Origin of the sequence: Mycobacterium sp. (assembly GCF_032159565.1) — a bacterium.
Taxonomy (GTDB): domain Bacteria; phylum Actinomycetota; class Actinomycetes; order Mycobacteriales; family Mycobacteriaceae; genus Mycobacterium.
On the sequence record NZ_JAVHWR010000127.1, the window covers coordinates 24,974 to 46,077 of the forward strand.

The window sequence follows — 21,104 nt, forward strand, 5'->3', positions numbered from 1 at the left end:
GGCTGTCCACAGCGCGATTGCGCGATCCATGGCGGCCGCCCGTGTGTCCGCGCGGCTCGGTAGCCTGCTGTGCGTGGCGCTCTACCGCAAGTACCGACCGGCAACCTTCGCGGACGTGGTCGGGCAGGAGCATGTCACCGAGCCGCTGTCCACGGCGCTCTCGGCAGGCCGCATCAACCACGCGTATCTGTTCTCCGGGCCGCGGGGCTGCGGCAAGACGTCGTCGGCGCGGATTCTGGCCCGCTCACTGAACTGCGAGCAGGGCCCGACGCCGACCCCCTGCGGCGTCTGCGACTCGTGCGTCGCCCTGGCCCCCAACGGACCCGGCAGCGTCGACGTCGTCGAACTGGACGCCGCCAGCCACGGCGGTGTCGACGACACCCGCGAGCTTCGCGACCGTGCGTTCTATGCCCCAGCGCAATCGCGATACCGCATCTTCATCGTCGACGAAGCACACATGGTGACGACGGCGGGCTTCAACGCGCTGCTGAAAATCGTCGAGGAGCCGCCCGACCACCTGATCTTCGTATTCGCGACCACCGAACCGGAGAAGGTGCTGCCGACCATCCGCTCGCGCACCCACCATTACCCGTTCCGGCTGTTGGCGCCGCGCACGATGCGCTCGCTGCTGGAGCGGATCTGCGAGCAGGAGGGGGTGGCGGTCGACGAAACCGTCTACCCGCTGGTGATCCGCGCGGGCGGCGGCTCACCCCGTGACAGCCTTTCGGTGCTCGACCAGTTGCTGGCAGGCGCGGACGGCAATCGGATCGCCTACCCGAGGGCGCTGGCGCTGCTCGGCGCCACCGACGTCGCGCTGATCGATGACGCCGTGGACGCGCTGGCCGCCGGAGACGCCGCCGCCTTGTTCGGTGCGGTCGAGTCGGTCATCGACGCCGGCCACGACCCACGGCGGTTCGCCACGGATCTGCTGGAACGCTTCCGGGATCTGATCGTGCTGCAGGCGGTGCCCGACGCCGCAGCCCGCGGAGTGGTCGACGCGCCCGGCGACGTGCTGGAGCGGATGCGCGACCAGGCCGCCCGCCTCGGTGCGGGCACGCTGACGCGCTTCGCCGAAGTGGTGCACGCCGGTCTCGGCGAGATGCGCGGAGCCACGGCGCCGCGACTGCTGCTCGAAGTGGTGTGCGCGCGGCTGCTGCTGCCGTCGGCGCATGACACGGAATCGGCTCTGCTGCAACGGCTCGAGCGGATCGAGACGCGGCTGGACATGTCCATTCCCGCCGACAGCGCTACCGCCGGCGCGCAGCCGACTCAGTCGGTCAGGCCGCAGAAGCAGTTCGTCCGCAAGGCGAAGGCCGCCACGCCGGCGCAGCAGGAGGCCGCGCCCGCACCGGTGTCGACGCCCGAACCGGCGCAGCCTGAGCCCGCGCCCGAACCGGCAGCGCCGCCGCCGTCACCGCCGCCTGTGCAGCCGCCGTCCGACCCGGTGGTGCAGGCGCCCGCCGCCGCGCCGACCGCGCCTGTTGCTGGCGAACCGGATGCCGCCGCCATCCGCAGACAGTGGTCGACGGTGCTGGACAAGGTGCGCGAGCGCAGCCGCTCACTGGCGGTGATGCTGGCCGGTGCCGTCGTGCGCACCGTCGACGGCGGGACGCTGATGTTCAACCACGAGTCGGCGCCGCTGGCGAAGCGGCTCAACGAGCAGCGCAACGCCGACGTCGTCGAAGAAGCGCTGAAGGATGCGCTCGGCGTGGGGCTGAAGGTGCGCTTCGAAGTCGGCTCAGCCACCGAACCAACGGCCGCGGCGACGTCCGCGGAGGCCGTGGTCACGCAGGTTCAGCGTGACGAGGAGGACATGCTGGCCGAGGCGGGCAGCGACAGCTCCGAAATCGTCCGGCGCGATCCGGAGGAAGCCGCTCTCGAGCTACTGCAGAACGAACTCGGCGCCCGCCGCATCGACGGCGGCTAGCCCCTCAGGCCGTCCACCACTGCCGCAGCGGCAGCCCGCCGTCGTTGCCGGCCTCGTCGAGCTTGACCGCCAATACCTGGTGCAGCTGAACGACATTGGTCTCGAAGCCCAACCGCGAGCCGGCCATGTAAAGGCCCCACACCTTGGCGGTGGGCAACCCGACCTCCTCGACGGCCTCGTCCCAATGCTCGACGAGATTGCGGCACCAGTCGCGCAGCGTCAACGCATAGTGATGACGCAGGTTCTCCTCGTGCACGACCTCAAGGCCAACATCCTGCGCCTCGGTGATGATCCGGCCGGAGCCGGTCAGCTCACCGTCGGGGAAGACGTAGCGGTCGATGAAGCCGCCGGCGTTCGCCGTGGCCCGGTTGTCCGGCCGCGTGATGCAGTGGTTGAGCAGTAGCGCGCCGGTGCGCATCTTCGACTGCAGGAATCCGAAGTAGGAGGGGTAGTTCTGAACCCCGATGTGCTCGGTCAGCCCGATCGACGACACCGCGTCGAAACCGGTTTCGACGACATCGCGGTAGTCGCCGTGGCGGACCTCCGCGAGGTCGGTCAGGCCTTCGTCCGCGATGGCCTTCTGCGCCCAGGCCGCCTGCTCCTTGGACAGCGTCACGCCGATCGCCTTGACGCCGTGGCGGGCCGCGTAACGGGCCATGCCGCCCCAACCGCAGCCGACGTCAAGCAGCCGGTCACCCGGGTTCAGCCGCAGCTTGTCGAACACCAGCCGATACTTGTTCTCCTGCGCCTCCTCCAACGAGGCATCGGGGGTGGGATAACACGCACAGGTGTATGTCATCGAAGGTCCGAGTACCCACTCGTAGAACGTGTTCGACACGTCGTAGTGGTGGTGGATCGCCTCGGCATCGCGAGTCTTGCTGTGCCGCAGACCTTCTGCCATGCGCCGCCAGCGAGGCAGCGCCTCCTGCGGCGGCGGCGCGATCGGCTTGAGGTGCTCCAGGCCGATGGAGCGGAGGATGTTGGCCAGCACCCTGGCGGGTGGCCGCTTGAAGTCCATTTTGTCGGCGAGTGCTCTGAGCAGTTCGTAGGGGTCGCCGGGATGCACACCGTGCAGTTCGACGTCACCGGAGACGTAGGCCCTGGCGAGTCCCAGTTCGCCGGGCGCTGTGGCGAGATAGGTCGTGCCGCGAGGCGTCAGCAGGTCCAAACCAATCGTGGCCTCTTCAGGCCCGGACGAACTTCCGTCGTAAGCGGTGAATTTCAGCGGCATCCGACCCGCCGCGAAGATTTCCAAAATCTCGGCCAGCGTCAACCTTTTGTCCGGCGCCGGTGTCTCGCGCTCTTTGTATGTCGTCATCGTCTTTGCACCGCCTTCGCGTATAGGTCGAGGAGACGTGAATCGGGATCGTATGCCTTCTTTGCCGTTTTATAGGCTTCCCCGCCGTAGAGTTCGTCGAACTCGTCCTGAGAATAAAATGCGTCGGAGTACAGCGATTTATGCCCCTCCAGTTCGCTGATCCTGCGCTCGATCAGCTTGTTGGTGTGTCCCTCCTCCGGTCCGACCGGCACCGACGACCAGAACCCGACGTTGACGTACGTGTGGTGGGGCCGGATCGGGTAGAGCGGCCAAGGGCCTCCCGATTTAGCGCCGTCGCGTAACCGCAGCGGGCACAGCCAGATCGGCTCGATCGGCACATTCTGCAAGAACCAGTCGAGGAATTCGGCACATCGCTCGATCGGCACCTCGACGTCCTGCACGACGCGTTCGAGCGGTGGCCTGCCGTTGCGCTTCTCGATCCGGTCGGCGATGTCGAAGCGCTGGTCGAGGCCGATCAGCTTCCAGTAGAAGCTGCTGCGCCGGTACCGCCGCGGCCACAGCCGCCGGAGTTTCGGGTTCTGCGCACCGAACGCACGCGAACACCAGAACCAGTCGGTGTCCCACCGCCACAGGTAGTCGTGAATCGTCAGCCGGTCATGCTTCTCGCCGCCATCGTGCTGGATCGACCGGTAGTAGATGGGCTGGCCGGTGTAGTCGCTGACGGGGCCGGGCGTCGACGTCTGCACGCCGATACACAGGTAGCTTTCGTCCGCGCTGAACACCACGCCGTCGAGGTAGTCGACCGGTGTGCCGTCGATGCCGCCGGTCTCGATGATGCGGTCCATCGCCGCGATCAGGTCGGGCAGTGAGTGGAATCGCAGGTGCCTCAGCGTGACGAACGGCTTGACGGGTTCCAGCTCGATCTTCAGTCTCACCGAATAACCCAATGTGCCATAGGAATTCGGGAATGCGCGGTACAGGTCGGCATTCTGCTCAGGAGACGCGGTGACCACCTCGCCGGTGCCGGTGAGGATGTCCATCTCCAGCACGGACTCGTGCGGCAGGCCGTTGCGGAACGACGTCGACTCGATGCCGAGCCCGGTGACGGCGCCGCCGAGGGTGATGGTCTTCAGCTGAGGGACGACGAGCGGCGACAACCCGTAGGGCAGCGTCGCGGCGACGAGGTTTTCGTATGTGCACATGCCCGAGACGTCGGCGGTCCTCGCGTCGGGGTCGACCGAAATCACGCCAGTCAGTCCCGAAGTGTCCAGGCCCTTGGCGTTGCTCTTCGCGCGAGCCCGGAACAGGTTGGACGTCGGTTTGGCGAGGCGGACGGTGGCCGTCGGAGGGATGGCACGGTAGCTGGCAAGCAGCCGCTGCACGCCGGCGGCGTGGGCAGCTCGTGCGTCGGTTGCCGGAACAGACACGCATATACGCTAGTCCGCGGTTGCGGCCGATGCGACCGCACCACGATGAGGGAAGGCACAGGAGATGGGACAGGTTAGTGCGGCCAGCAGCGTCTTGATCGACGCAGCGCCGGAGAAGGTGTTGGCGGCTGTGGCGGATTACACAACGGTCCGGCCGAAGATCCTCTCGGCGCATTACCGCGACTACACGGTGCTCGAGGGTGGCCAGGGCGCGGGCACCGTGGCGAGCTGGAAGTTGCAGGCCACCAAGTCTCGGGTGCGCGACGTCAAGGCCGACGTGGACGTCGCGGGCCACACCGTCATCGAGAAGGACGCCAACTCGTCGATGGTGACCAACTGGACCGTCGCACCTGCCGGACCCGGCTCGTCCGTCACCGTCAAGACGTCGTGGCAGGGCGCGGGCGGAATCGGCGGCTTCTTCGAGAAGACGTTCGCTCCGCTGGGGCTGAAGAAGATCCAGGCGGAGGTGCTGGACAACCTCAAGAAGGCCGTGGAAGCAAGCTAGCGGCTACACGACGGGCTGGGTGGCGAGGAAGCCCGCGATGCCGCGAACCACGGCGTCGGCGTATTTCTGCCTGCCCTCGGGTGTGGTGATCAGGCCCGCGTCCGCGGGGTTCTTCATATTGCCCAGCTCGATCAGGATCGACGGATACTGCGCCAGGTTCAGCCCGGCGATGTCCGAGCGGGGGTTCAGCCCGTCGGTCCCGATATAAGTCGAGGGCACCAGGCCGGCCGCCCGCAGCTGATCCCGCATGGTCTGGGCGAACTGCACCGACGGCCCCGCCTGAACCTGGTTGAGCGGCGGCGACGAGTACAGCACGTGGAAACCGCGGCCGGTCGGCGGACCGCCGTCGGCATGGATGCTGACGATGGCATTGGGTTTCAGCGCGTTGGCCATCGCCGCCCGCTCGTCGACGCAGGGGCCCAGCCCCGTGTCGTTGCCGCGCGACAACGCGGTCCGGACGCCCAGCGTCGACAGCTCTTGGCGGATCCGCAGCGTGGTTTCCCAGGTGAATGAGTGTTCGGGGTAGCCGTCGTTGGTCGAGCTGCCGCTTTCCTGACAGTTCTTGGTGCCGCCGCGGCCGGTGGGCACCTGGCGGCCGATCGAGCCGTCGTTGGCTCCGTTGTGGCCGGGGTCGAGGAACACGATCTTGCCCGCGATGTTGGCGGGCGCGGCGGATGCGGGGCTGGCGAGCGTCGACGCGGCGACGACTAGGCAGGCAGCCGCGGTGGCGCCGACACGCAGGATCGCTGACACGTGCACCGGGCCAAGGTAGCCGCTGGGCGTCTAGGCTTGAAAGGCCGAAACGCCGCGTGCCGGCGAGCGCAACCAAGTCGAGACCAATATGCAAGGGGACTGTCATGCAACCCGGAGGCCAACCCGACATGTCGGCGCTCCTGGCGCAGGCGCAACAGGTGCAGCAGAAGCTGATGGAGGCCCAGGAGCAGCTCGCCAACGCCGAGGTGCACGGCCAGGCCGGTGGCGGGCTGGTCCAAGTCACCATGAAGGGCAGCGGCGAAGTGGTGGGCGTGTCCATCGATTCGAAGGTCGTCGACCCGGACGACGTCGAAACGCTGCAGGATCTGATCGTGGGTGCGCACGCCGACGCGGCGCGTCAGGTCACCTTGCTGGCCCAGGAGCGGCTCGGGCCGCTGGCCGGTGGCATGGGCGACCTAGGTTTACCGGGGCTCTAATTGTTCGAGGGCCCGGTTCAGGATCTGATCGACGAGTTGGGCAAGCTGCCCGGCATCGGTCCGAAGAGTGCGCAGCGCATCGCCTTCCATCTGCTGTCCGTCGAACCACCGGATATCGACCGGTTGACCGCCGTGCTGGGGAAGGTGCGCGACGGGGTGAAGTTCTGTGCGGTGTGCGGCAACGTCTCTGACGACGACCGGTGCCGGATCTGTTCGGATTCGCGCCGCGATGCGTCGCTGGTGTGTGTCGTCGAGGAGCCGAAGGACGTTCAGGCCGTCGAACGCACACGCGAATTCCGCGGCCGCTACCACGTCCTGGGCGGCGCGCTGGACCCGTTGTCGGGCGTGGGTCCCGAGCAGCTGCGTATTCGCGAGTTGCTCAACAGGATTGGCGAGCGCGTCGACGGCGTGGACATCGCCGAGGTGATCATTGCGACCGATCCCAACACCGAGGGTGAGGCGACGGCGACGTATTTGGTGCGCATGCTGCGCGACATTCCCGGGCTGACCGTCACGCGCATCGCCTCGGGTCTGCCGATGGGCGGCGACCTGGAGTTCGCCGACGAGCTGACGCTGGGTCGCGCGCTGTCCGGCCGCCGCGTGCTGACCTAGGTCACCTGAGTCACATCGATCAACGTTCCGCAGAGGTTTTCTCGCACTTTCCCTGCCAAACGTTGAACGGTGTGACTTGTCGGTGCACGCGGGCACGATGCGTGTATGGCAGAGGTGTTCATCGGCAGTGAAGAACTGGTCGCTGGTCGGGTGACCCGTCACGGGCTCCAACGTTGGTACAGGCCGGTCTATCGGGGCGTGTACGCGCCGAAGGACGCGAACTTGTCTCTCCGCGACCGAGCGATCGCCGCCTGGCTGGCGTCGGACCGTAAAGGAGTGGTGGCAGGCGTGGCGGCTTCGGCCCTGCATGGCGCTCCCTGGGTGGATCCCGATGTGCCCATCGAACTCGTCGGGGTGAAAATCCGCCCACAGCCCGGGCTCGTCCCACGGGCCGACCGCATCGCAGACGACGAGATAACGCGGGTGGCAGGCCTTCCCGTGACATCGAGAACCCGCACGGCTTTCGACATGGGGCGCCACCTCGAGCGGACGGAGGCGGTCACCCGCCTCGACGCGCTGATGTGGAATCAGGAGTTCTCGCGCGCGGATGTCCGGGCACTCGGCGATCGATATAGGCGCGCCGCTGGTCTTCGGAGGCTGCTCGAACTACTTCCGCTCATCGACGGCGGAGCGGAGTCGCCGCCCGAAAGCACGGTGCGATTGTGGTTGTCGGATGCCGGGTTCCCGCAGCCCGAAACGCAGATTCCAGTTCTGCAGGGCAGTACCGCTCCGGTGGCGTTCCTCGACATGGGATGGCGTGACTTCATGGTCGCCGTCGAGTACGACGGGGATCACCATCGCAAAGACCGACGGCAATACGTCAAGGACATCGCCAGGCTGCGAATGCTCGAAGCGCTCGGCTGGATCGTCATCCGGGTGATCGCCGAGGACAAACCCAGCGACGTGATAGCGCGAGTCGAAGCGGCCCTTGTCCGCCGGGGCTGCTGTATTGAGATCGACGAATTACAGCGATTCACCCGCACTTTCGCTGCCTAGCGCCCCCTACACGCGGCGGGGTGCGGCGAGGCGTTCGCGGCGTAGCTCGTCGACCTCCGGCAGGTCCAGCGGCGCGAGGTCGCCGACGACGCGGGCCAGCAGGTGATCCGCGAGCTGAGGATTTCGCGCCAAACACGGGCCGTGCAGATAGGTGGCGATGACGCTGCCCTGCACGGCACCGTCGACACCGTCGCCCTCGCGATTGCCCGCGCCCGACACCACCCGGGCCAACGGCTGCGCATCCGGCCCCAACACCGTGCCGCCGCGGTGGTTCTCGAAGCCGGTCAGCCGCTCGGTGAGCCCGGCCGGCAACGGCTGACTCACCACCTCACCGATGGTGCGCCTCGGCTGCGGTGAGGTCGTCAGGTCCAGTAGCCCCACGCCGTCGACCCGCTCACCCGCCGATGTCTCATACCAGTGCCCGAGCACCTGGATCGCCGCGCAGATCGCCAGCACCGGAGCACCCTTCACCGCCGCCTCCTGTAGACCGGGATACCGGATCAGGTGGCGGGTCGCGAGCCGCTGCGCATAATCCTCTGCTCCGCCGAGCGCGTAGATGTCCAGGGTCGAGGGCACCGGGTCGTCCAGCGTGATGTTGACGACTTCGGCATCGAAACCCCGCAGCTGCAGCCGTTTTCGCAGCACTACCGAGTTGCCGCCGTCGCCGTATGTCCCCATCACATCGGGCAGCACCAGCCCGATCCGCACCGTCGAGTCAGCCACGGCCGCCCCTCCCGAAGGTGCGGTTCAAAGCCAAAAACGCGGTGTAGTTCGCGACCACCTCGACGTGACCGGGCGGACACGACGTGATGGCCTCGACGACGTCATGCACCAATGTGTGCTCGACGCCCGCGTAGCCGAGCCGCACGGCCAGGTCGGTGCCGCGCTCACCGGCGGCGATCACCGGATGGGCCTGCGAGTGTGTCACGAAGTGCTCGAAGTTGACGTCCCACAGCCACGACAGGTCCTCCCCGTCGGGCACCTGGCCGTTGACCGAAATCACCACCGAGCCCGCGTCGGTGTCGACCATCGACAGCGCTTCCTGCCAGCCCGCCGGGTTCTTCGCCAGCAGCATCCGCACGGTGTGCGCGCCGAGTTGGACAGTCCTGTAGCGGCCCGCGACCTCGTCGACACCGGACGCCGCCGTCACCGCCGCCGCCGGGTCGGCTCCCATCGCGACCGCCGCGGCCACCGCCTGCGTCGCGTTGCCCCGGTTCACCGTTCCCGGCAACGCCAGCCGCATCGGCACCGAAAACCCGTCGGGCCCGTAGATCGTCGTGTCGTCGTATGACCACTGCGGCGTCGGCCTCTTGAAATCCGTTCCCGTCGAGTACCAGTGCGTACCGTCGCGGACGATGATCTCGCCGCTGCGCGGACAGCTCACCGAATCGTTCGCCCAACTGCCGCCGGCGGCGACCCACACCACGTTCGGGCTGTCGTACGCCGCCGACGTCATCAGCACGTCGTCGCAATTGGCGACGACGACGGTGTCGGGGTGGCGGGCCAGCCCGGCCCGCAGCGTGCGCTCGATGTGATTGATCTCGCCGACCCGGTCCAGCTGGTCCCGCGACAGGTTCAGCAGCACGATCACCTTCGGGTCGACCGCATCGGCCACGTGCGGCACATGCATCTCGTCGACCTCGAGCGCCGCAAGTTGCGCCTCACGCGCGCCGGCCAGCGCGGCGACCAGTCCGGCGTCCATGTTGGCGCCCTCGGCGTTGGTGGCGACCGTTTGATGTCGCCGCCCTCGCGGCTCCGAAGGCCCCAGCGTGCCCAGCGCCGCAGCCGTCATCCTGGTGGTCGTGGACTTGCCGTTGGTGCCGGTCACGATGGCCGTTCGCCGGCTTTCGGCCAGCTGACGGAGGATGGATTTGTCCAGCGTCATCGCGACGAGGCCGCCGATCATCGCGCCTGCGCCGCGGCCGGTCACCCGCGACGACCAGCGTGCGGCGGCTCCAGCCGCCAGCGCGATACGTCCACGAGAGGTGACCATGACCGGCATTTTAGGTGCCCGACACGCGGCGCCACCGGCCGAGCCATGTCGGATTGCCGTGCCATCCTGACGATGTGAGCCACAGTTGGGGCCGGCCGGCTGCCGAACCCGGCGCGGGCTGGGCGGTCGTCGACGTGGAAACGTCAGGCTTCCGACCGGGGCAGGCCCGCATCGTCTCCGTCGCCGCGCTGGCGGTCGGCGACGACGGCAACGTGGAGCGCAGTGTCTCCAGCCTGCTGGATCCCGGTGTCGATCCCGGGCCCACCCATGTACACGGTCTGACCGCGGAGATGCTCGCCGGTAAGCCGTCCTTCGCCGACGTCGCCCCCGACCTGATCGAGGTACTGCGCGGCCGCACCCTCGTCGCGCACAACGTGGGGTTCGACTACTCGTTTCTGGTCGCCGAGGCGGAGCTGGCCGCGGTGGAACTGCCGATCGACTCCGTCATGTGCACGGTCGAATTGGCCCGGCGGCTCGCCCTCGACTGCGACAACATGCGGCTCGAGACGCTGGCGGAGCACTGGGGCGTCAGCCAGATGAGGCCACACGACGCGCTGGACGACGCCCTGGTGCTGGCGGGGATCCTCAAACCGGCACTCCTGCGCGCGCGTGAACGCAAGGTCTGGCTCCCGCTGCGACCCGTGCAGCGGCGGCAGTGGCCCAGCGGGCTCGTCACCCATGACGAGCTACGCCCACTCAAGATGATCGCGTCGCGGCTGCCGTGCCCGTATCTGAATCCGGGCCGCTTCGTTCGCGGGCGGCCCCTCGTGCAGGGCATGCGCGTGGCGCTGTCGGCCGAGGTGGCGCGCACCCATGAGGAGCTCGTCGAGCGCATCCTGCACGCCGGGCTGGCCTACACCGACGCCGTCGACCCGGAGACCTCGTTGGTGATCTGCAACGAGGCCCGACCCGAGCAGGGCAAGGGCTACCAGGCCAATGAACTGGGCGTGCCGCTGGTCTCCGACGCCGACTTCATGGACTGCCTCGACGGCGTGATCGGCGGCACCGGCGTCGAGGAGTTCACCGACCACACGCTCGACGGCGGCCAGTTCGCCCTCTTTTGAGGCTCACTCGGGCCGCGGCGTCCCCAGCGACCGTCCGGCCGTAAACGTCACGGGCAGCCTGCCCACGCCGTCCATCGTCGGATTGCCCGCATATCTGCGGACGCCGTCGAGGTCGATTTCGTAGTCGGGCATGCGCTCGAGGACCGCCTTCACCATCACCTCGAACATGACGCGTGCCAGCGGCGCCCCGATGCAGCGATGCGGCCCGAGCCCGAACGCGACGTGCCGGTTGGGTGAGCGGTCGAACATCACGGCGCCGGGACACTCGAACTCCTGCTCGTCGTGGTTGGCCCCGATCCAGCTGATGAGGACCCGGTCGTTGCGCCGCAGTCGTTGGCCGGCGAGCACCGTGTCACGGCTGACGGTCCGGCTCAGCTGCTTGTTGACGGAGAAGTATCGCAGAAACTCCTCTGCCGCGGGCCGATACAGTTCTGGGCGGTCGATGAGCTGGCCGCGCAGATCCGGATCACTGCCGAGATGCAGCAGGCTCAGCGCGGTCAACGACGTCGTCGTGTCGACCCCGCCGCCGATGAGATTCCAGAGGATGTCGAGCAGTTGGCTGTCGTCCAACCGCTTGCCGTCGATGTCGAACTGAACCAGGAAGCTCGTCAGGTCGTCGCGAGGGTCGGCCCGTCGGGCCGCGATGAACTCCAGGAGACCGTCCAGCATCGCCGGAACCTGGGCGATCGCTTTGTTGTATTCGGTGCCACCGGCCGCTGCCATCACCGAGTGAAAGAGGTTCGCGTAGCGCTGCCAGTTGTCGTAGGGCAGACCCATCAACCGCATCGTCAGGATGGCAGGCACCGGGCTGGCGTAGTCGAGCACCAGATCCATCTGGCCGTCGGCTATCCGTTGGTCGAGGAACCAGTGCACGGACTGCTCCATGAACGGGCGCATCTTCTCGACGGCGCCGGTGGAGAAGAACGGCGTGAGCGCGCGCCGCAGTGCGAGGTGATAGGGGCCGTCGACCTCGCCGACGCCGAGCGGTGGTTGGCCTTCCGGGCGCGGCACGCCCATTTCGCCCTGGTAACTCACGCCGTCGGCAGCGTCGGGTTCGTACTTGTGGGCGAAGGTCTCGCCGTCGCGCGCCACCTCGGCGACCGAGGCGTAGTCGCTGACGAACCAGAACCCGCCGTAGTTCTCGTTCCACGCGACCGGACAACGGCGGCGTAGGTCGGCATTGATCCCGAGTTCGTTGCGGTGGTAATCGTCGGAATGATGATCGAAGTCAACGATTGCGTCGGTGCTGACGTCGGGACGGCCCATTGCGCTATCTTTGCATCCTTAGAGAGGTGGCGTCGTGCCCCATCACCGAACGGTTTTCAACCACGTCGGCCTGTGCGTCGCCGATCGCGAACGGTCGCGCCGGTTCTACGAGGGTCTGCTCGGATTCCAGTTCTGGTGGGACCTCGAACTGCCCGACGAGGGCACCGCCGCGCTTCTGGCGCTGGATCCGCCGATCGGAGTCCGGGCGACGTATCTGATCCGTGACGGCTTCGTGCTGGAGCTCATCGACTACTCCAAGCGCGACGCCCGAAGCGGATCCCAGCGGGTGATGGACGAGGTGGGTCTGACCCATATGTCGCTGTCGGTGTCCGATCTGGCCGACGTGCTGGCGCAGGTCGAGAGCTTCGGCGGAACCGTCATCAAGGAGTCGACGACCGAGCACTTCGCGATGATCCGCGATCCCGACGGCCAGCTCATCGAACTGCTGCCCGACACCTGGCCGGCCAATCTGCCACCGCGCCCGTAGCGGCCTGTTGTGCGCGGCCTAGCGTGCGGCGCGGTTGACCGCCGACACCACCGCGCGAAGCGACGCTGTGGTGATCGACGTCGCGATCCCGACCCCCCACACGGTCTTGCCGCCGACGGACGCCTCCACATATGCGGCCGCCTGCGCCTCTTCACCCGCCGAGAGCGCGTGTTCGGAATAGTCCAGTACCGAGACGTCGAAACCGATGGTGCTCAACGCATCGACGAACGCAGCAAGCGGCCCGTTGCCCGACCCGACGATCTCGCACTCGTCACCGTTCACCTCGACGACGGCCTCGATGGTGTCGGTGCCCCCGTCGACCTCGGAGGCGATCACCTTTTGCCGCATCCGCTCGAGCGGCCGCAGCGGCGTCAGGTATTCCTCGGCGAAGACGTCCCACATCTCCTTCGGGGATACCTCGCCGCCCTCGCCGTCGGTGATCTTCTGGATCGCCTGACTGAACTCGATCTGCAGTCGCCGCGGCAGCGCCAGCCCGTGGTCGGCCTTCATGATGTAGGCCACGCCGCCCTTGCCGGACTGCGAGTTCACCCGGATGACCGCCTCGTACGTGCGACCGACGTCGCGCGGATCGATCGGCAGATACGGGACTTGCCACAGGAGGTCGTCAACATCGGCGTCCTGTTCGTCGGCCGACACCTTCATCGCGTCGAGACCCTTGTTGATCGCATCCTGGTGGCTGCCGGAGAACGCGGTGTAGACGAGATCGCCGCCGTACGGATGACGTTCGGGTACCGGCAGTTGATTGCAGTACTCGACGGTGCGGCGGATCTCGTCGATGTTGGAGAAGTCGATCTGCGGGTCAACGCCGCGAGAGAACAGGTTCATGCCCAGCGTCACGATGCAGACGTTGCCGGTGCGCTCGCCATTGCCGAACAGGCAGCCCTCGATGCGGTCGGCGCCGGCCTGATAGCCCAATTCGGCTGCCGCGACGGCTGTTCCGCGATCGTTGTGCGGATGCAGGCTCAAAACGATCGAGTCCCGCGGGTTCAGATGCCGGTGCATCCACTCGATCGAGTCGGCGTACACGTTCGGGGTGGCCATCTCGACGGTGGCAGGCAGGTTGACGATCAGCGGCACGTCCGGAGTGGGCGCAATGATGTCGGCGACGGAGTTGCAGACGTCGACGGCGTACTCCAGTTCCGTGCCGGTGTAGGACTCCGGGCTGTATTCGAAGCGCCACAGCGTGCCGGGATACTTCTTGGCCTGCTCGACGCACATGCGCGCGCCGTCGGTGGCGATCGCCTTCACGGCCTCCCGGTCAGCGCGGAAAACGACGCGGCGCTGCAGGATCGACGTCGAGTTGTAGAAGTGCACGATGGCACGGGGTGCGCCCTCACACGCCGTGAACGTCCGCTCGATCAATTCGGGGCGACACTGGGTGAGCACCTGGATGGTGACGTCGTCGGGGATGGCGCCGCTGGTGATGATGTCGCGGACGAAGTCGAAGTCGGTCTGGCTGGCCGACGGGAAGCCGACCTCGATCTCCTTGTAGCCCATGCGCACCAGCAGGTCGAACATGCGGCGCTTGCGGGCGGGGCTCATCGGGTCGATCAGCGCCTGATTGCCGTCGCGAAGGTCGACGGCACACCACATGGGGGCGCGGTCGATGACCGTGTCCGGCCATGTGCGATCGAACGGAACGGACGCGGTGCCCAACGCCGGACTCCCGCCCGGCACCTCGTCGGTGAAGCTGCGGTAGCGGCTGACCGGCATCGCCGATGCGCGCTGCGTGTTCCATGTCGGCTGGCCGGCGTTCGGTGCGCCCGACGGCTTGGTGATCTGGCGTACAGACGCGAAGGCGTCAGGGGAATCGGGTGTGGATTTCGAGAAGGTGGTCACGGTCATTGCTCCGGGAGTAATAGGGACTCGACCGGCGCATCGCGACTACCCGCGACGGGAAGCCGGTCTGGATCAGACCCCGTCGCGGCTGCCGAGAAGGAGCACCCGCTGCACGTCGACCACTGTAGCAAGCCCGGCTGGCATGCCAAAACCCCACGTTCTAGACCCCGAGGCTGCTGGGAGATCGCATTTTCGACGCGAACCGCGATCTATGAGCAGTCTCGGCGATGGTGCTAGACCTGCGCATCGGGGAAGGCGATGACGGAAAGGAAGCGGATCGGCACCTCGATCAGGTCGACGGGACCGTGCGCACCCTCCCCGTCGATCTGCAGCGAGTCGCCCGGCTCCAGCCGATACACCGAACGGCTGTGGCTGTAATCCGTGACGCCCTCGAGCATGAAGATGAACTCGGTGCCGGGATGCTGGAACAGCGGGTATGTCTTGCTCTTCGCCGACAGCGTGACGTGCAGGCACTCCAGCCGCTTGTGCTCACCGCGCAGCGACCCCAGCAGCTGGTAGGAGTGGCCCTCCTTGGTGCCGTTGCGCACAATGCGCGCGCCCGTGCCGGCCTTCACGAACGCGGCGGGCCGCTCGACCTCCGCGCCGCGGAACAGGGTGGTGACGGGCACATCGAAGCCCTTGGCCAGCAGCGCCAGCGTGGACAGGCTGCACGACGTCTGAGCGTTTTCGATCTTGCTCATCATCGCCTTTGAAATGCCCACTCGCGCAGCCATTTCCGCGACCGTATAACCGTGTTGCAGACGCAGCTGGCGCACATTGCGACCGATCGCGGCCTCGAACTCGAGGTCCTCCACCGGCGCGCTGGGATCCCGGTCACGGGCGGTGCCCGATTCGTTGCGTAGCAGCGGGATGTCGCTCACAACATTCCTGTCTAGCGCATCTGGCCGGCGCCGACGTACGGATACGGCGTCTTCAGCAGGTCGTTCTCGGCGAACCGGGAGAGACGGAAATCGGACTCGGGGATGCGCGGGTCGGCGCTGTGGCCGTCGACGACGAGATCCGCGATCAGCCGGCCTACCGCGGGCGAGATCTTGAAGCCGTGTCCGCTGAATCCCGCCGCGACGACGAGTCCCTCCAGCGGCGCTTCGCCGATCACCGGATTCCAGTCGGGCGTGACGTCGTAGCAGCCCGCGTAGCTGGTGCGGATAGCCGCGCCGCTGAACCCGGGAAACCTGGTGCCGACCTTGTCGACGGTGAGGTCGACGAACGACTCGGTGGCGCGGTTGAGGTAGTTGTCGGGGTCGGCCTCCTCCACCTCGGAGAGGTCGCTGTTGCCGAACAGAATGTCGCCGCCCACCTCAGGGCGGACGTACTGCAGCGAGACGAGGTCGGAGAACACCGGGACGCTGCCCGTTTCGACGCCGGGGGCGATGGTGACGATCTGCTCGCGGACCACCCGGATGGGCACGTCGACCCCGTACGGCGCGAGGAACGGCTTCGTCCAGACCCCGGTGGCGACCACAACGGTGCCCGCGGAGACGGTGCTGCCGTCGGCCAGCCGAATGCCCGTGACGGCGTCGCCGTCGACCAGCAGGGCGGTCACTTCGGCGCCCTGGCGGATCCGGACGCCGGCCCCGCGCGCGGAGGCCGCGAAGGCCTGCGCGGTCTGATACGCGTCGCCGTACCCGCCGCGCGGCTCCCAACCGAATGCGGCGAACGGCGAAAGGTCCGCGAACGGCCACATCTCGGCGACGTCGGCGCCGTCGATCTCCTCGGTCTGCACACCGACCGCGCGCTGTGCGGCCAGGCTCTTGCGCATCGACTCGACGTTCGGCTCGCCGACGCCGACGACGTAGCCGGTCTGGCGGAAGCCGATGTCGGTACCGAAACTCTCATCTGCCTTTTCGAACACCTCCAGCCCGACGGCGGCCATCGCCGCCAGCGAGCTGACGCCGTAGTGGCAGCGCACGATGCCGCTGGACTTTCCGGTCATGCCGGATGCGACGGTATTGCGTTCGGCGACAAACACATCGGTGACGCCGCGCTGGCTCAGGGCCCACGCGGCAGCGGCGCCTTCGATACCGCCACCGACGATGACGACATCCGCCGTCTCGCTCACGTGCCCGGTATCCAATTGGTCCCCGCCAGCGGCACCCGTGCCATGGCCGCCGCCTCGATGGTCACCGCGACGAGGTCCTCGGGCTCGAGATGCAGCACATGCGCCTTGCCGCAGGCACGGGCGATGGTCTGCGCCTCCATCGTGAGCACCCGCAGGTAGTTGGCCAGCCTGCGACCGCCCTCGACCGGGTCGAACCGCGCCGCCAGCTCGGGATCCTGCGTGCTGATGCCTGCCGGGTCGGTGCCGTCCTGGAAGTCGTCGAAGAAGCCGGCGGCGCTACCGAGCTTCTGGTATTCGGCTTCGTGGCGAGGATGGTTGTCGCCCAGCGCGATCAGGGCGGCGGTGCCGATCGCGACCGCGTCTGCGCCGAGGGCGATCGCCTTGGCGACGTCGGCGCCGGTGCGGATGCCGCCGGACACCACCAGTTGTACGCCCTTCCTTCCCGTCGCTTCGCTCGCCCCGACGCGGTGCACTCCGAGTTCCTGGAGCGCCTGCACGGCCTCGGGGACCGCAGCCAATGTCGGGATGCCGACGTTCTCGATGAACACCTCCTGCGTGGCGGCGGTGCCGCCCTGCATGCCGTCGACCACGACCACGTCCGCGCCGGCATGCACGGCCAGCTTCACGTCGTAGTAGGTCCGGGTCGCGCCGACCTTGACGTAGATCGGCTTCTCCCAGTCGGTGATCTCACGCAGTTCGTTGATCTTGATGGTCAGGTCGTCGGGTCCCGTCCAGTCCGGGTGCCTGCATGCCGATCGCTGGTCGATGCCCTCGGGCAGGGTCCGCATACCGGCGACGCGCGCCGAGATCTTCTGACCGAGCAGCATGCCGCCACCGCCGGGCTTGGCACCCTGGCCGAGCACCACCTCGATCGCATCGGCCTTTCGAAGATCGTCGGGATTCATTCCATAGCGCGACGGAAGATACTGGTAGACAAGGTACTTGCTCTGGCCCCGCTCCTCCGGTGTCATGCCACCGTCGCCGGTGGTCGTCGACGTGCCGACCTCGCTGGCGCCGCGGCCAAGCGCCTCCTTGGCCGGGCCGGACAGCGCGCCGAACGACATGCCGGCGATGGTGACCGGGATGTCAAGGTGCAGGGGATGTTTGGCGTGCCGATCACCGAGGACGACATCGGTGCCGCAGCGCTCGCGGTAGCCCTCCAGTGGGTAGCGCGACATCGATGCGCCGAGGAAGAGCAGGTCGTCGAAGTGGGGCAGGGGCCGCTTGGCTCCCCAGCCGCGGATGTCGTAGATGCCGGTCTGGGCCGCTCGGTGGATGGCCGCGATCGTCTGGCGGTCGAAGGTGGCGGATTCGCGCAGGCCGAGGCGGGCCCGATCATCGGTGGTGTGGTTCATCAGTAGCTCGAAGCGTTGTCGACGTGGAAATGGTAGAGGGCGCGCGCCGAGCCGTACCGCGTGTAGGCGCTGGTGTCGTCGTCGTCGAAACCGGCGGCCTTCAAAAGGTATTCGAGCTCCTCGTGGTGTTCGCGGCCCATCTCCTTGGCGACACAGTCGGCGCCGAGCGACGCCACCTCTCCGCGAACGTAGATCCGGGCCTCATAGATCGAGTCGCCCAGTGCCTCGCCGGCATCGCCGCGGATGACCAGCCGTCCCGCCTGCGCCATGAAGGCGCTCATGTGGCCGACGTTGCCGCCGATCACGATGTCGACGCCCTTCATCGAAATGCCGCAGCGCGCAGCGGCATTGCCGTCGACCACGAGCAGCCCGCCATGAGCGCTGGCGCCCGCCGATTGGGAGGTGTCGCCCTTCACCCACACCGAGCCGCTCATCATGTTCTCGGCGACGCCGGTGCCCGCGTTCCCGTCGATAATGATCTCAGCCTGCTGGTTCATCCCCGCGGCGTAGTACCCGACGTGGCCCTCCACGCTGACCTTCACCGGTGCGTTCACACCGACGGCGACGTTGTGGGCGCCGTCGGGATGGGTGATGGCGAATTCACCGGACAGGTCGGTGGCGTGCAACGCCGCGTTGACCTCCCGCAATTTAGTCTTGCGCAGATCGAACAACCGTGATGACACCGTGGCTGTTACCTGTTCCATGCGTAGATCACCTCAGGCTCCGGCTCCCAGATGGTGGCGCTCTCCACACCGGGAAGTCCGGCGAGCGCGCGGAATTCGCTGCCGACGGCGACCCAGTCATCGGTCTCGGCGATGACCGCGGGCTTGCAGGCGATCGCATCGCGGACCACCGCGAACGAGTCCCGGTTGGACACCAGCAGCGTGTAGAAGCCGTCGAACGTCGCGCACAGTTCCTTGAGCGCCGACTCGACGTCACGGCCGTCGGCCAACTGCTTGGCGATGAATCTCGCGCCGACCTCGGTATCGTTCTCACTGTCGAATTCGATTCCCGCGGAACGTAACTGCCTGCGGATGGTGGCATGGTTCGCGAACGAGCCGTTGTGGACCATGCACTGCTCGGGCCCGACCGTGTAGGGGTGGCAGCCCGCGGGCGTGACCGCCGATTCGGTCGCCATCCGGGTGTGTCCGACACCCTGCCAGCCCTGTGCCTTGGCCAGCCCCCACGCATCGGTCAGCGTGCGCGGGGGCCCGACGCCCTTGAGAACGGCCATGTCCGCGCCGAACCCGCTGATGAGCGCCTGTGGATACGCCGCCTTGACGGCGTCGAGCAGCACCGCGGATGTCGCGTCGGCCGACAAGAGATACGTGCTGTCGACCGCGGCGATGTCGACGTCCCGGCCGAGGTGGCCGCTGACAGCGGCGGCGGCGATGTCCGCGTCCTCGAAGACGTCGACCACCGACACGCAACCGCGGCCGGGAGGTGACCAGACCGGATCGCCGTAGACGGCGACGCCGGCCGAGTCGCTGCCGCGGTTGCCCATCTCACCCAGCATCCCGGTGAGCAGTTCCCCGAGTCTGGGGTACAGCTGCGGGCTCCGCAGATGCAACCCGACGATCCCGCACATGGGTTGACTCCTTTGATGTCTCGTCGTTCAGAAGGCGGTCAGGTAGTTGTCGATCTCCCAGGGCGCGACGGCGCTGTGGTAGGCGAAGAACTCGTCGCGTTTGACGTTCGCGAAGTAGGAGGCGACGCCGTCGCCCGCCGCGTCGAGGACGCCGGTGATCACCGGATCGGCCTCGAACTCGTCGACCGCATGCAGCAGCGTCGGCGGCAGCGGCCGACCCGACGTGCCCCCGCCGACGGGGCCGGGATCTGCGCTGCGCTTGATCCCGTCGATGCCCGCGCCCAGTGCCGCAGCGATGGCGAGGTACGGGTTCGCCGAACCGTCGCCGCCGCGCAGTTCGACGCGTGCATTGTCAGGCACCCTGATGTAATGGGTGCGGTCATTGCCGCCGTACGTCGGCATCCTCGGCGCCCACGATGCGCCCGAGGACGTGCTCGTCGCTCCGGTTCGTTTGTAGGAGTTGACCGTTGGTGCCACCACCGCCTGCAGTGCGCAGGCATGCTCCAGGATGCCGCCGACGAAGTTGTACGCGGTGTCCGAGAGCCCGAGGCCGCGCTCGTCGACCTCGGCGGGGAAGACCGGCGTGCTGCCGCTGGTGAGCGACATATGCAGATGCAGTCCGCTGCCGGTCTTCTCGGCGAACGGCTTCGGCATGAAGGTCGCGACCATGCCGCGCTCGGCGGCGATCATCGACAGCAGATAGCGCAGTGTCACAACACGATCGGCGGTCGTCAGGGCATCGGAGAATTCGAAGTTCTGCTCGAACTGGCCGTTGCCGTCCTCGTGGTCGTTGGCGTAGTTGGACCAGCCCAGCTGGTTCATGGCCGCGGAGATCGCCGTCAGGTGGTCGTACATCCGGGTGACGCCCCTGGCGTCGTAGCAAGGCTGGGCGGCGGTATCGGCGGCGTCGGCGACCGAAAGGCTGCCATCGGCGTTGCGGTGCAGGAGGAAATACTCGACTTCGGCGCCCACCCACGGCTCGAAGCCTGCGTCGGCGGCGCGCTGAATCAGTGACTTGAGAATGACCCGCGGTGCGTAGGGCCACGGCTCACCGTTGACGTGCGGGTCGCAGTGGACGATGGCAAGGCCGTCCTTGATGAACGGGATCGACGTGAACGACGCCGGATCCGGAATGGCCATCAGGTCAGGGTCTTTGGGCTGCTGGCCCATCGCGCCGACGGCATAGCCGGCGAAGCCGACACCCTCGGTGGCGAGCAGGTCGACGGCCTCGACGGGGACGAGTTTCGCGCACGGCTTTCCCCGCAGGTCCACGAACAGCGCGAGGATGAACTTCGTTGCTGACTCGTGAGCCAGTGCGGCGAGGTCGGTGGACATGTGGGGAGCCTTGTCTCTTGTGAGTGGTCAGTGTATCGCGGTATGAAACACGGCGCCGACCAACCGGCCGGCGCGGAAGAGTGGGTCCGCGCCGGCCGGGGCTTGGGTCAGTGCACTCGGTTCTCCCCCTGCCCTTCGGG

20 protein-coding genes are annotated in these 21,104 nt (G+C 67.4%); 7 read left to right on the forward strand and 13 right to left on the reverse strand.

Annotation, left to right across the window (positions count from 1 at the left end):
* Window positions 1-73: 73 nt before the first annotated feature.
* The gene (locus tag QOC76_RS16020) at window positions 74-1,927 is read left to right on the forward strand and encodes a DNA polymerase III subunits gamma/tau (RefSeq protein WP_526358131.1); all 1,854 of its coding nucleotides are present in this window, start codon (window positions 74-76) and stop codon (window positions 1,925-1,927) included.
* 4 nt (window positions 1,928-1,931) lie between these two features.
* Here QOC76_RS16020 and QOC76_RS16025 read toward each other — a convergent pair whose 3' ends face one another.
* On the reverse strand, window positions 1,932-3,245 hold the full coding sequence (locus QOC76_RS16025; protein ID WP_526358012.1) for an SAM-dependent methyltransferase: 1,314 nt from the start codon (window positions 3,243-3,245) through the stop codon (window positions 1,932-1,934).
* Window positions 3,242-4,633, reverse strand: coding sequence for an FAD-binding oxidoreductase (locus QOC76_RS16030; protein WP_526358014.1), 1,392 nt, complete (start codon window positions 4,631-4,633; stop codon window positions 3,242-3,244). Before QOC76_RS16030 ends, QOC76_RS16025 begins: the two co-directional genes overlap by 4 nt.
* Window positions 4,634-4,697: 64 nt before the next feature.
* On the opposite strand from QOC76_RS16030, the gene QOC76_RS16035 reads away from it, so the two are divergent.
* The gene (locus QOC76_RS16035; protein WP_526358016.1) at window positions 4,698-5,138 is read left to right on the forward strand and encodes an SRPBCC family protein; all 441 of its coding nucleotides are present in this window, start codon (window positions 4,698-4,700) and stop codon (window positions 5,136-5,138) included.
* A gap of 3 nt (window positions 5,139-5,141) precedes the next feature.
* Here the strand turns inward: QOC76_RS16035 and QOC76_RS16040 are convergent, their stop codons facing one another.
* Window positions 5,142-5,891, reverse strand: a complete 750-nt coding sequence (locus QOC76_RS16040) for an Rv3717 family N-acetylmuramoyl-L-alanine amidase (protein WP_526358133.1) — start codon at window positions 5,889-5,891, stop codon at window positions 5,142-5,144.
* 104 nt (window positions 5,892-5,995) lie between these two features.
* Between QOC76_RS16040 and QOC76_RS16045 the strand changes: the two genes are divergently transcribed.
* The 3 genes from QOC76_RS16045 (at window position 5,996) to QOC76_RS16055 (ending at window position 7,936) form a co-directional block, all read left to right on the forward strand.
* Window positions 5,996-6,328: a YbaB/EbfC family nucleoid-associated protein gene (locus tag QOC76_RS16045; protein WP_526358018.1), complete on the forward strand. Its 333-nt coding sequence runs from the start codon at window positions 5,996-5,998 to the stop codon at window positions 6,326-6,328.
* On the forward strand, window positions 6,329-6,940 hold the full coding sequence (gene recR, locus QOC76_RS16050; protein WP_526358020.1) for a recombination mediator RecR: 612 nt from the start codon (window positions 6,329-6,331) through the stop codon (window positions 6,938-6,940).
* Between the two features lie 105 nt (window positions 6,941-7,045).
* Window positions 7,046-7,936: a hypothetical protein gene (locus QOC76_RS16055; RefSeq protein ID WP_526358022.1), complete on the forward strand. Its 891-nt coding sequence runs from the start codon at window positions 7,046-7,048 to the stop codon at window positions 7,934-7,936.
* Window positions 7,937-7,942: 6 nt separating this feature from the next.
* Here the strand turns inward: QOC76_RS16055 and QOC76_RS16060 are convergent, their stop codons facing one another.
* Complete coding sequence (locus QOC76_RS16060) at window positions 7,943-8,659, reverse strand: type 1 glutamine amidotransferase (protein WP_526358024.1); 717 nt, start codon at window positions 8,657-8,659, stop codon at window positions 7,943-7,945.
* A complete protein-coding gene (locus tag QOC76_RS16065; RefSeq protein WP_526358026.1) occupies window positions 8,652-9,929 on the reverse strand; it encodes a MurT ligase domain-containing protein in 1,278 nt (425 codons plus the stop codon). The genes QOC76_RS16060 and QOC76_RS16065 overlap by 8 nt, the downstream gene beginning before the upstream one ends.
* A gap of 74 nt (window positions 9,930-10,003) precedes the next feature.
* On the opposite strand from QOC76_RS16065, the gene QOC76_RS16070 reads away from it, so the two are divergent.
* On the forward strand, window positions 10,004-10,993 hold the full coding sequence (locus QOC76_RS16070) for a DEDDh family exonuclease (RefSeq protein WP_526358028.1): 990 nt from the start codon (window positions 10,004-10,006) through the stop codon (window positions 10,991-10,993).
* 3 nt (window positions 10,994-10,996) lie between these two features.
* On the opposite strand, the gene QOC76_RS16075 is transcribed toward QOC76_RS16070, so the two are convergent.
* Window positions 10,997-12,259, reverse strand: coding sequence for a cytochrome P450 (locus tag QOC76_RS16075; protein WP_526358030.1), 1,263 nt, complete (start codon window positions 12,257-12,259; stop codon window positions 10,997-10,999).
* Window positions 12,260-12,293: 34 nt separating this feature from the next.
* On the opposite strand from QOC76_RS16075, the gene QOC76_RS16080 reads away from it, so the two are divergent.
* The gene (locus tag QOC76_RS16080; RefSeq protein WP_526358032.1) at window positions 12,294-12,746 is read left to right on the forward strand and encodes a VOC family protein; all 453 of its coding nucleotides are present in this window, start codon (window positions 12,294-12,296) and stop codon (window positions 12,744-12,746) included.
* Window positions 12,747-12,764: 18 nt separating this feature from the next.
* Here the strand turns inward: QOC76_RS16080 and leuA are convergent, their stop codons facing one another.
* From leuA to glnT, 7 genes are all read right to left on the reverse strand, one after another.
* Complete coding sequence (leuA, locus tag QOC76_RS16085) at window positions 12,765-14,612, reverse strand: 2-isopropylmalate synthase (RefSeq protein WP_526358034.1); 1,848 nt, start codon at window positions 14,610-14,612, stop codon at window positions 12,765-12,767.
* 227 nt (window positions 14,613-14,839) lie between these two features.
* Complete coding sequence (locus QOC76_RS16090) at window positions 14,840-15,487, reverse strand: helix-turn-helix domain-containing protein (protein ID WP_526358036.1); 648 nt, start codon at window positions 15,485-15,487, stop codon at window positions 14,840-14,842.
* 11 nt (window positions 15,488-15,498) lie between these two features.
* Window positions 15,499-16,686: an NAD(P)/FAD-dependent oxidoreductase gene (locus QOC76_RS16095; RefSeq protein WP_526358038.1), complete on the reverse strand. Its 1,188-nt coding sequence runs from the start codon at window positions 16,684-16,686 to the stop codon at window positions 15,499-15,501.
* A complete protein-coding gene (locus tag QOC76_RS16100; protein ID WP_526358040.1) occupies window positions 16,683-18,041 on the reverse strand; it encodes an FMN-binding glutamate synthase family protein in 1,359 nt (452 codons plus the stop codon). The genes QOC76_RS16095 and QOC76_RS16100 overlap by 4 nt, the downstream gene beginning before the upstream one ends.
* Entirely contained in the window at window positions 18,041-18,745 is a 705-nt protein-coding gene (locus QOC76_RS16105) for a protein glxC (protein ID WP_526358042.1), read from the reverse strand. The genes QOC76_RS16100 and QOC76_RS16105 overlap by 1 nt, the downstream gene beginning before the upstream one ends.
* Window positions 18,733-19,629, reverse strand: coding sequence for a class II glutamine amidotransferase domain-containing protein (locus tag QOC76_RS16110; RefSeq protein ID WP_526358044.1), 897 nt, complete (start codon window positions 19,627-19,629; stop codon window positions 18,733-18,735). Before QOC76_RS16110 ends, QOC76_RS16105 begins: the two co-directional genes overlap by 13 nt.
* A 27-nt stretch (window positions 19,630-19,656) precedes the next feature.
* A complete protein-coding gene (gene glnT, locus QOC76_RS16115) occupies window positions 19,657-20,964 on the reverse strand; it encodes a type III glutamate--ammonia ligase (RefSeq protein WP_526358046.1) in 1,308 nt (435 codons plus the stop codon).
* Between the last annotated feature and the right edge of the window lie 140 nt (window positions 20,965-21,104).

Bases quoted from the DNA above. Each gene is read 5' to 3' on its own strand.
- leuA (WP_526358034.1), bottom strand. From the start codon at position 14,612: ATGACCGTGACCACCTTCTCGAAATCCACACCCGATTCCCCTGACGCC.
- QOC76_RS16110 (WP_526358044.1), bottom strand. From the start codon at position 19,629: ATGTGCGGGATCGTCGGGTTGCATCTGCGGAGCCCGCAGCTGTACCCC.
- QOC76_RS16045 (WP_526358018.1), top strand. From the start codon at position 5,996: ATGCAACCCGGAGGCCAACCCGACATGTCGGCGCTCCTGGCGCAGGCG.
- glnT (WP_526358046.1), bottom strand. From the start codon at position 20,964: ATGTCCACCGACCTCGCCGCACTGGCTCACGAGTCAGCAACGAAGTTC.
- QOC76_RS16065 (WP_526358026.1), bottom strand. From the start codon at position 9,929: ATGGTCACCTCTCGTGGACGTATCGCGCTGGCGGCTGGAGCCGCCGCA.
- QOC76_RS16100 (WP_526358040.1), bottom strand. From the start codon at position 18,041: ATGAACCACACCACCGATGATCGGGCCCGCCTCGGCCTGCGCGAATCC.
- QOC76_RS16075 (WP_526358030.1), bottom strand. From the start codon at position 12,259: ATGGGCCGTCCCGACGTCAGCACCGACGCAATCGTTGACTTCGATCAT.
- QOC76_RS16025 (WP_526358012.1), bottom strand. From the start codon at position 3,245: ATGACGACATACAAAGAGCGCGAGACACCGGCGCCGGACAAAAGGTTG.
- QOC76_RS16055 (WP_526358022.1), top strand. From the start codon at position 7,046: ATGGCAGAGGTGTTCATCGGCAGTGAAGAACTGGTCGCTGGTCGGGTG.
- QOC76_RS16035 (WP_526358016.1), top strand. From the start codon at position 4,698: ATGGGACAGGTTAGTGCGGCCAGCAGCGTCTTGATCGACGCAGCGCCG.
- QOC76_RS16105 (WP_526358042.1), bottom strand. From the start codon at position 18,745: ATGGAACAGGTAACAGCCACGGTGTCATCACGGTTGTTCGATCTGCGC.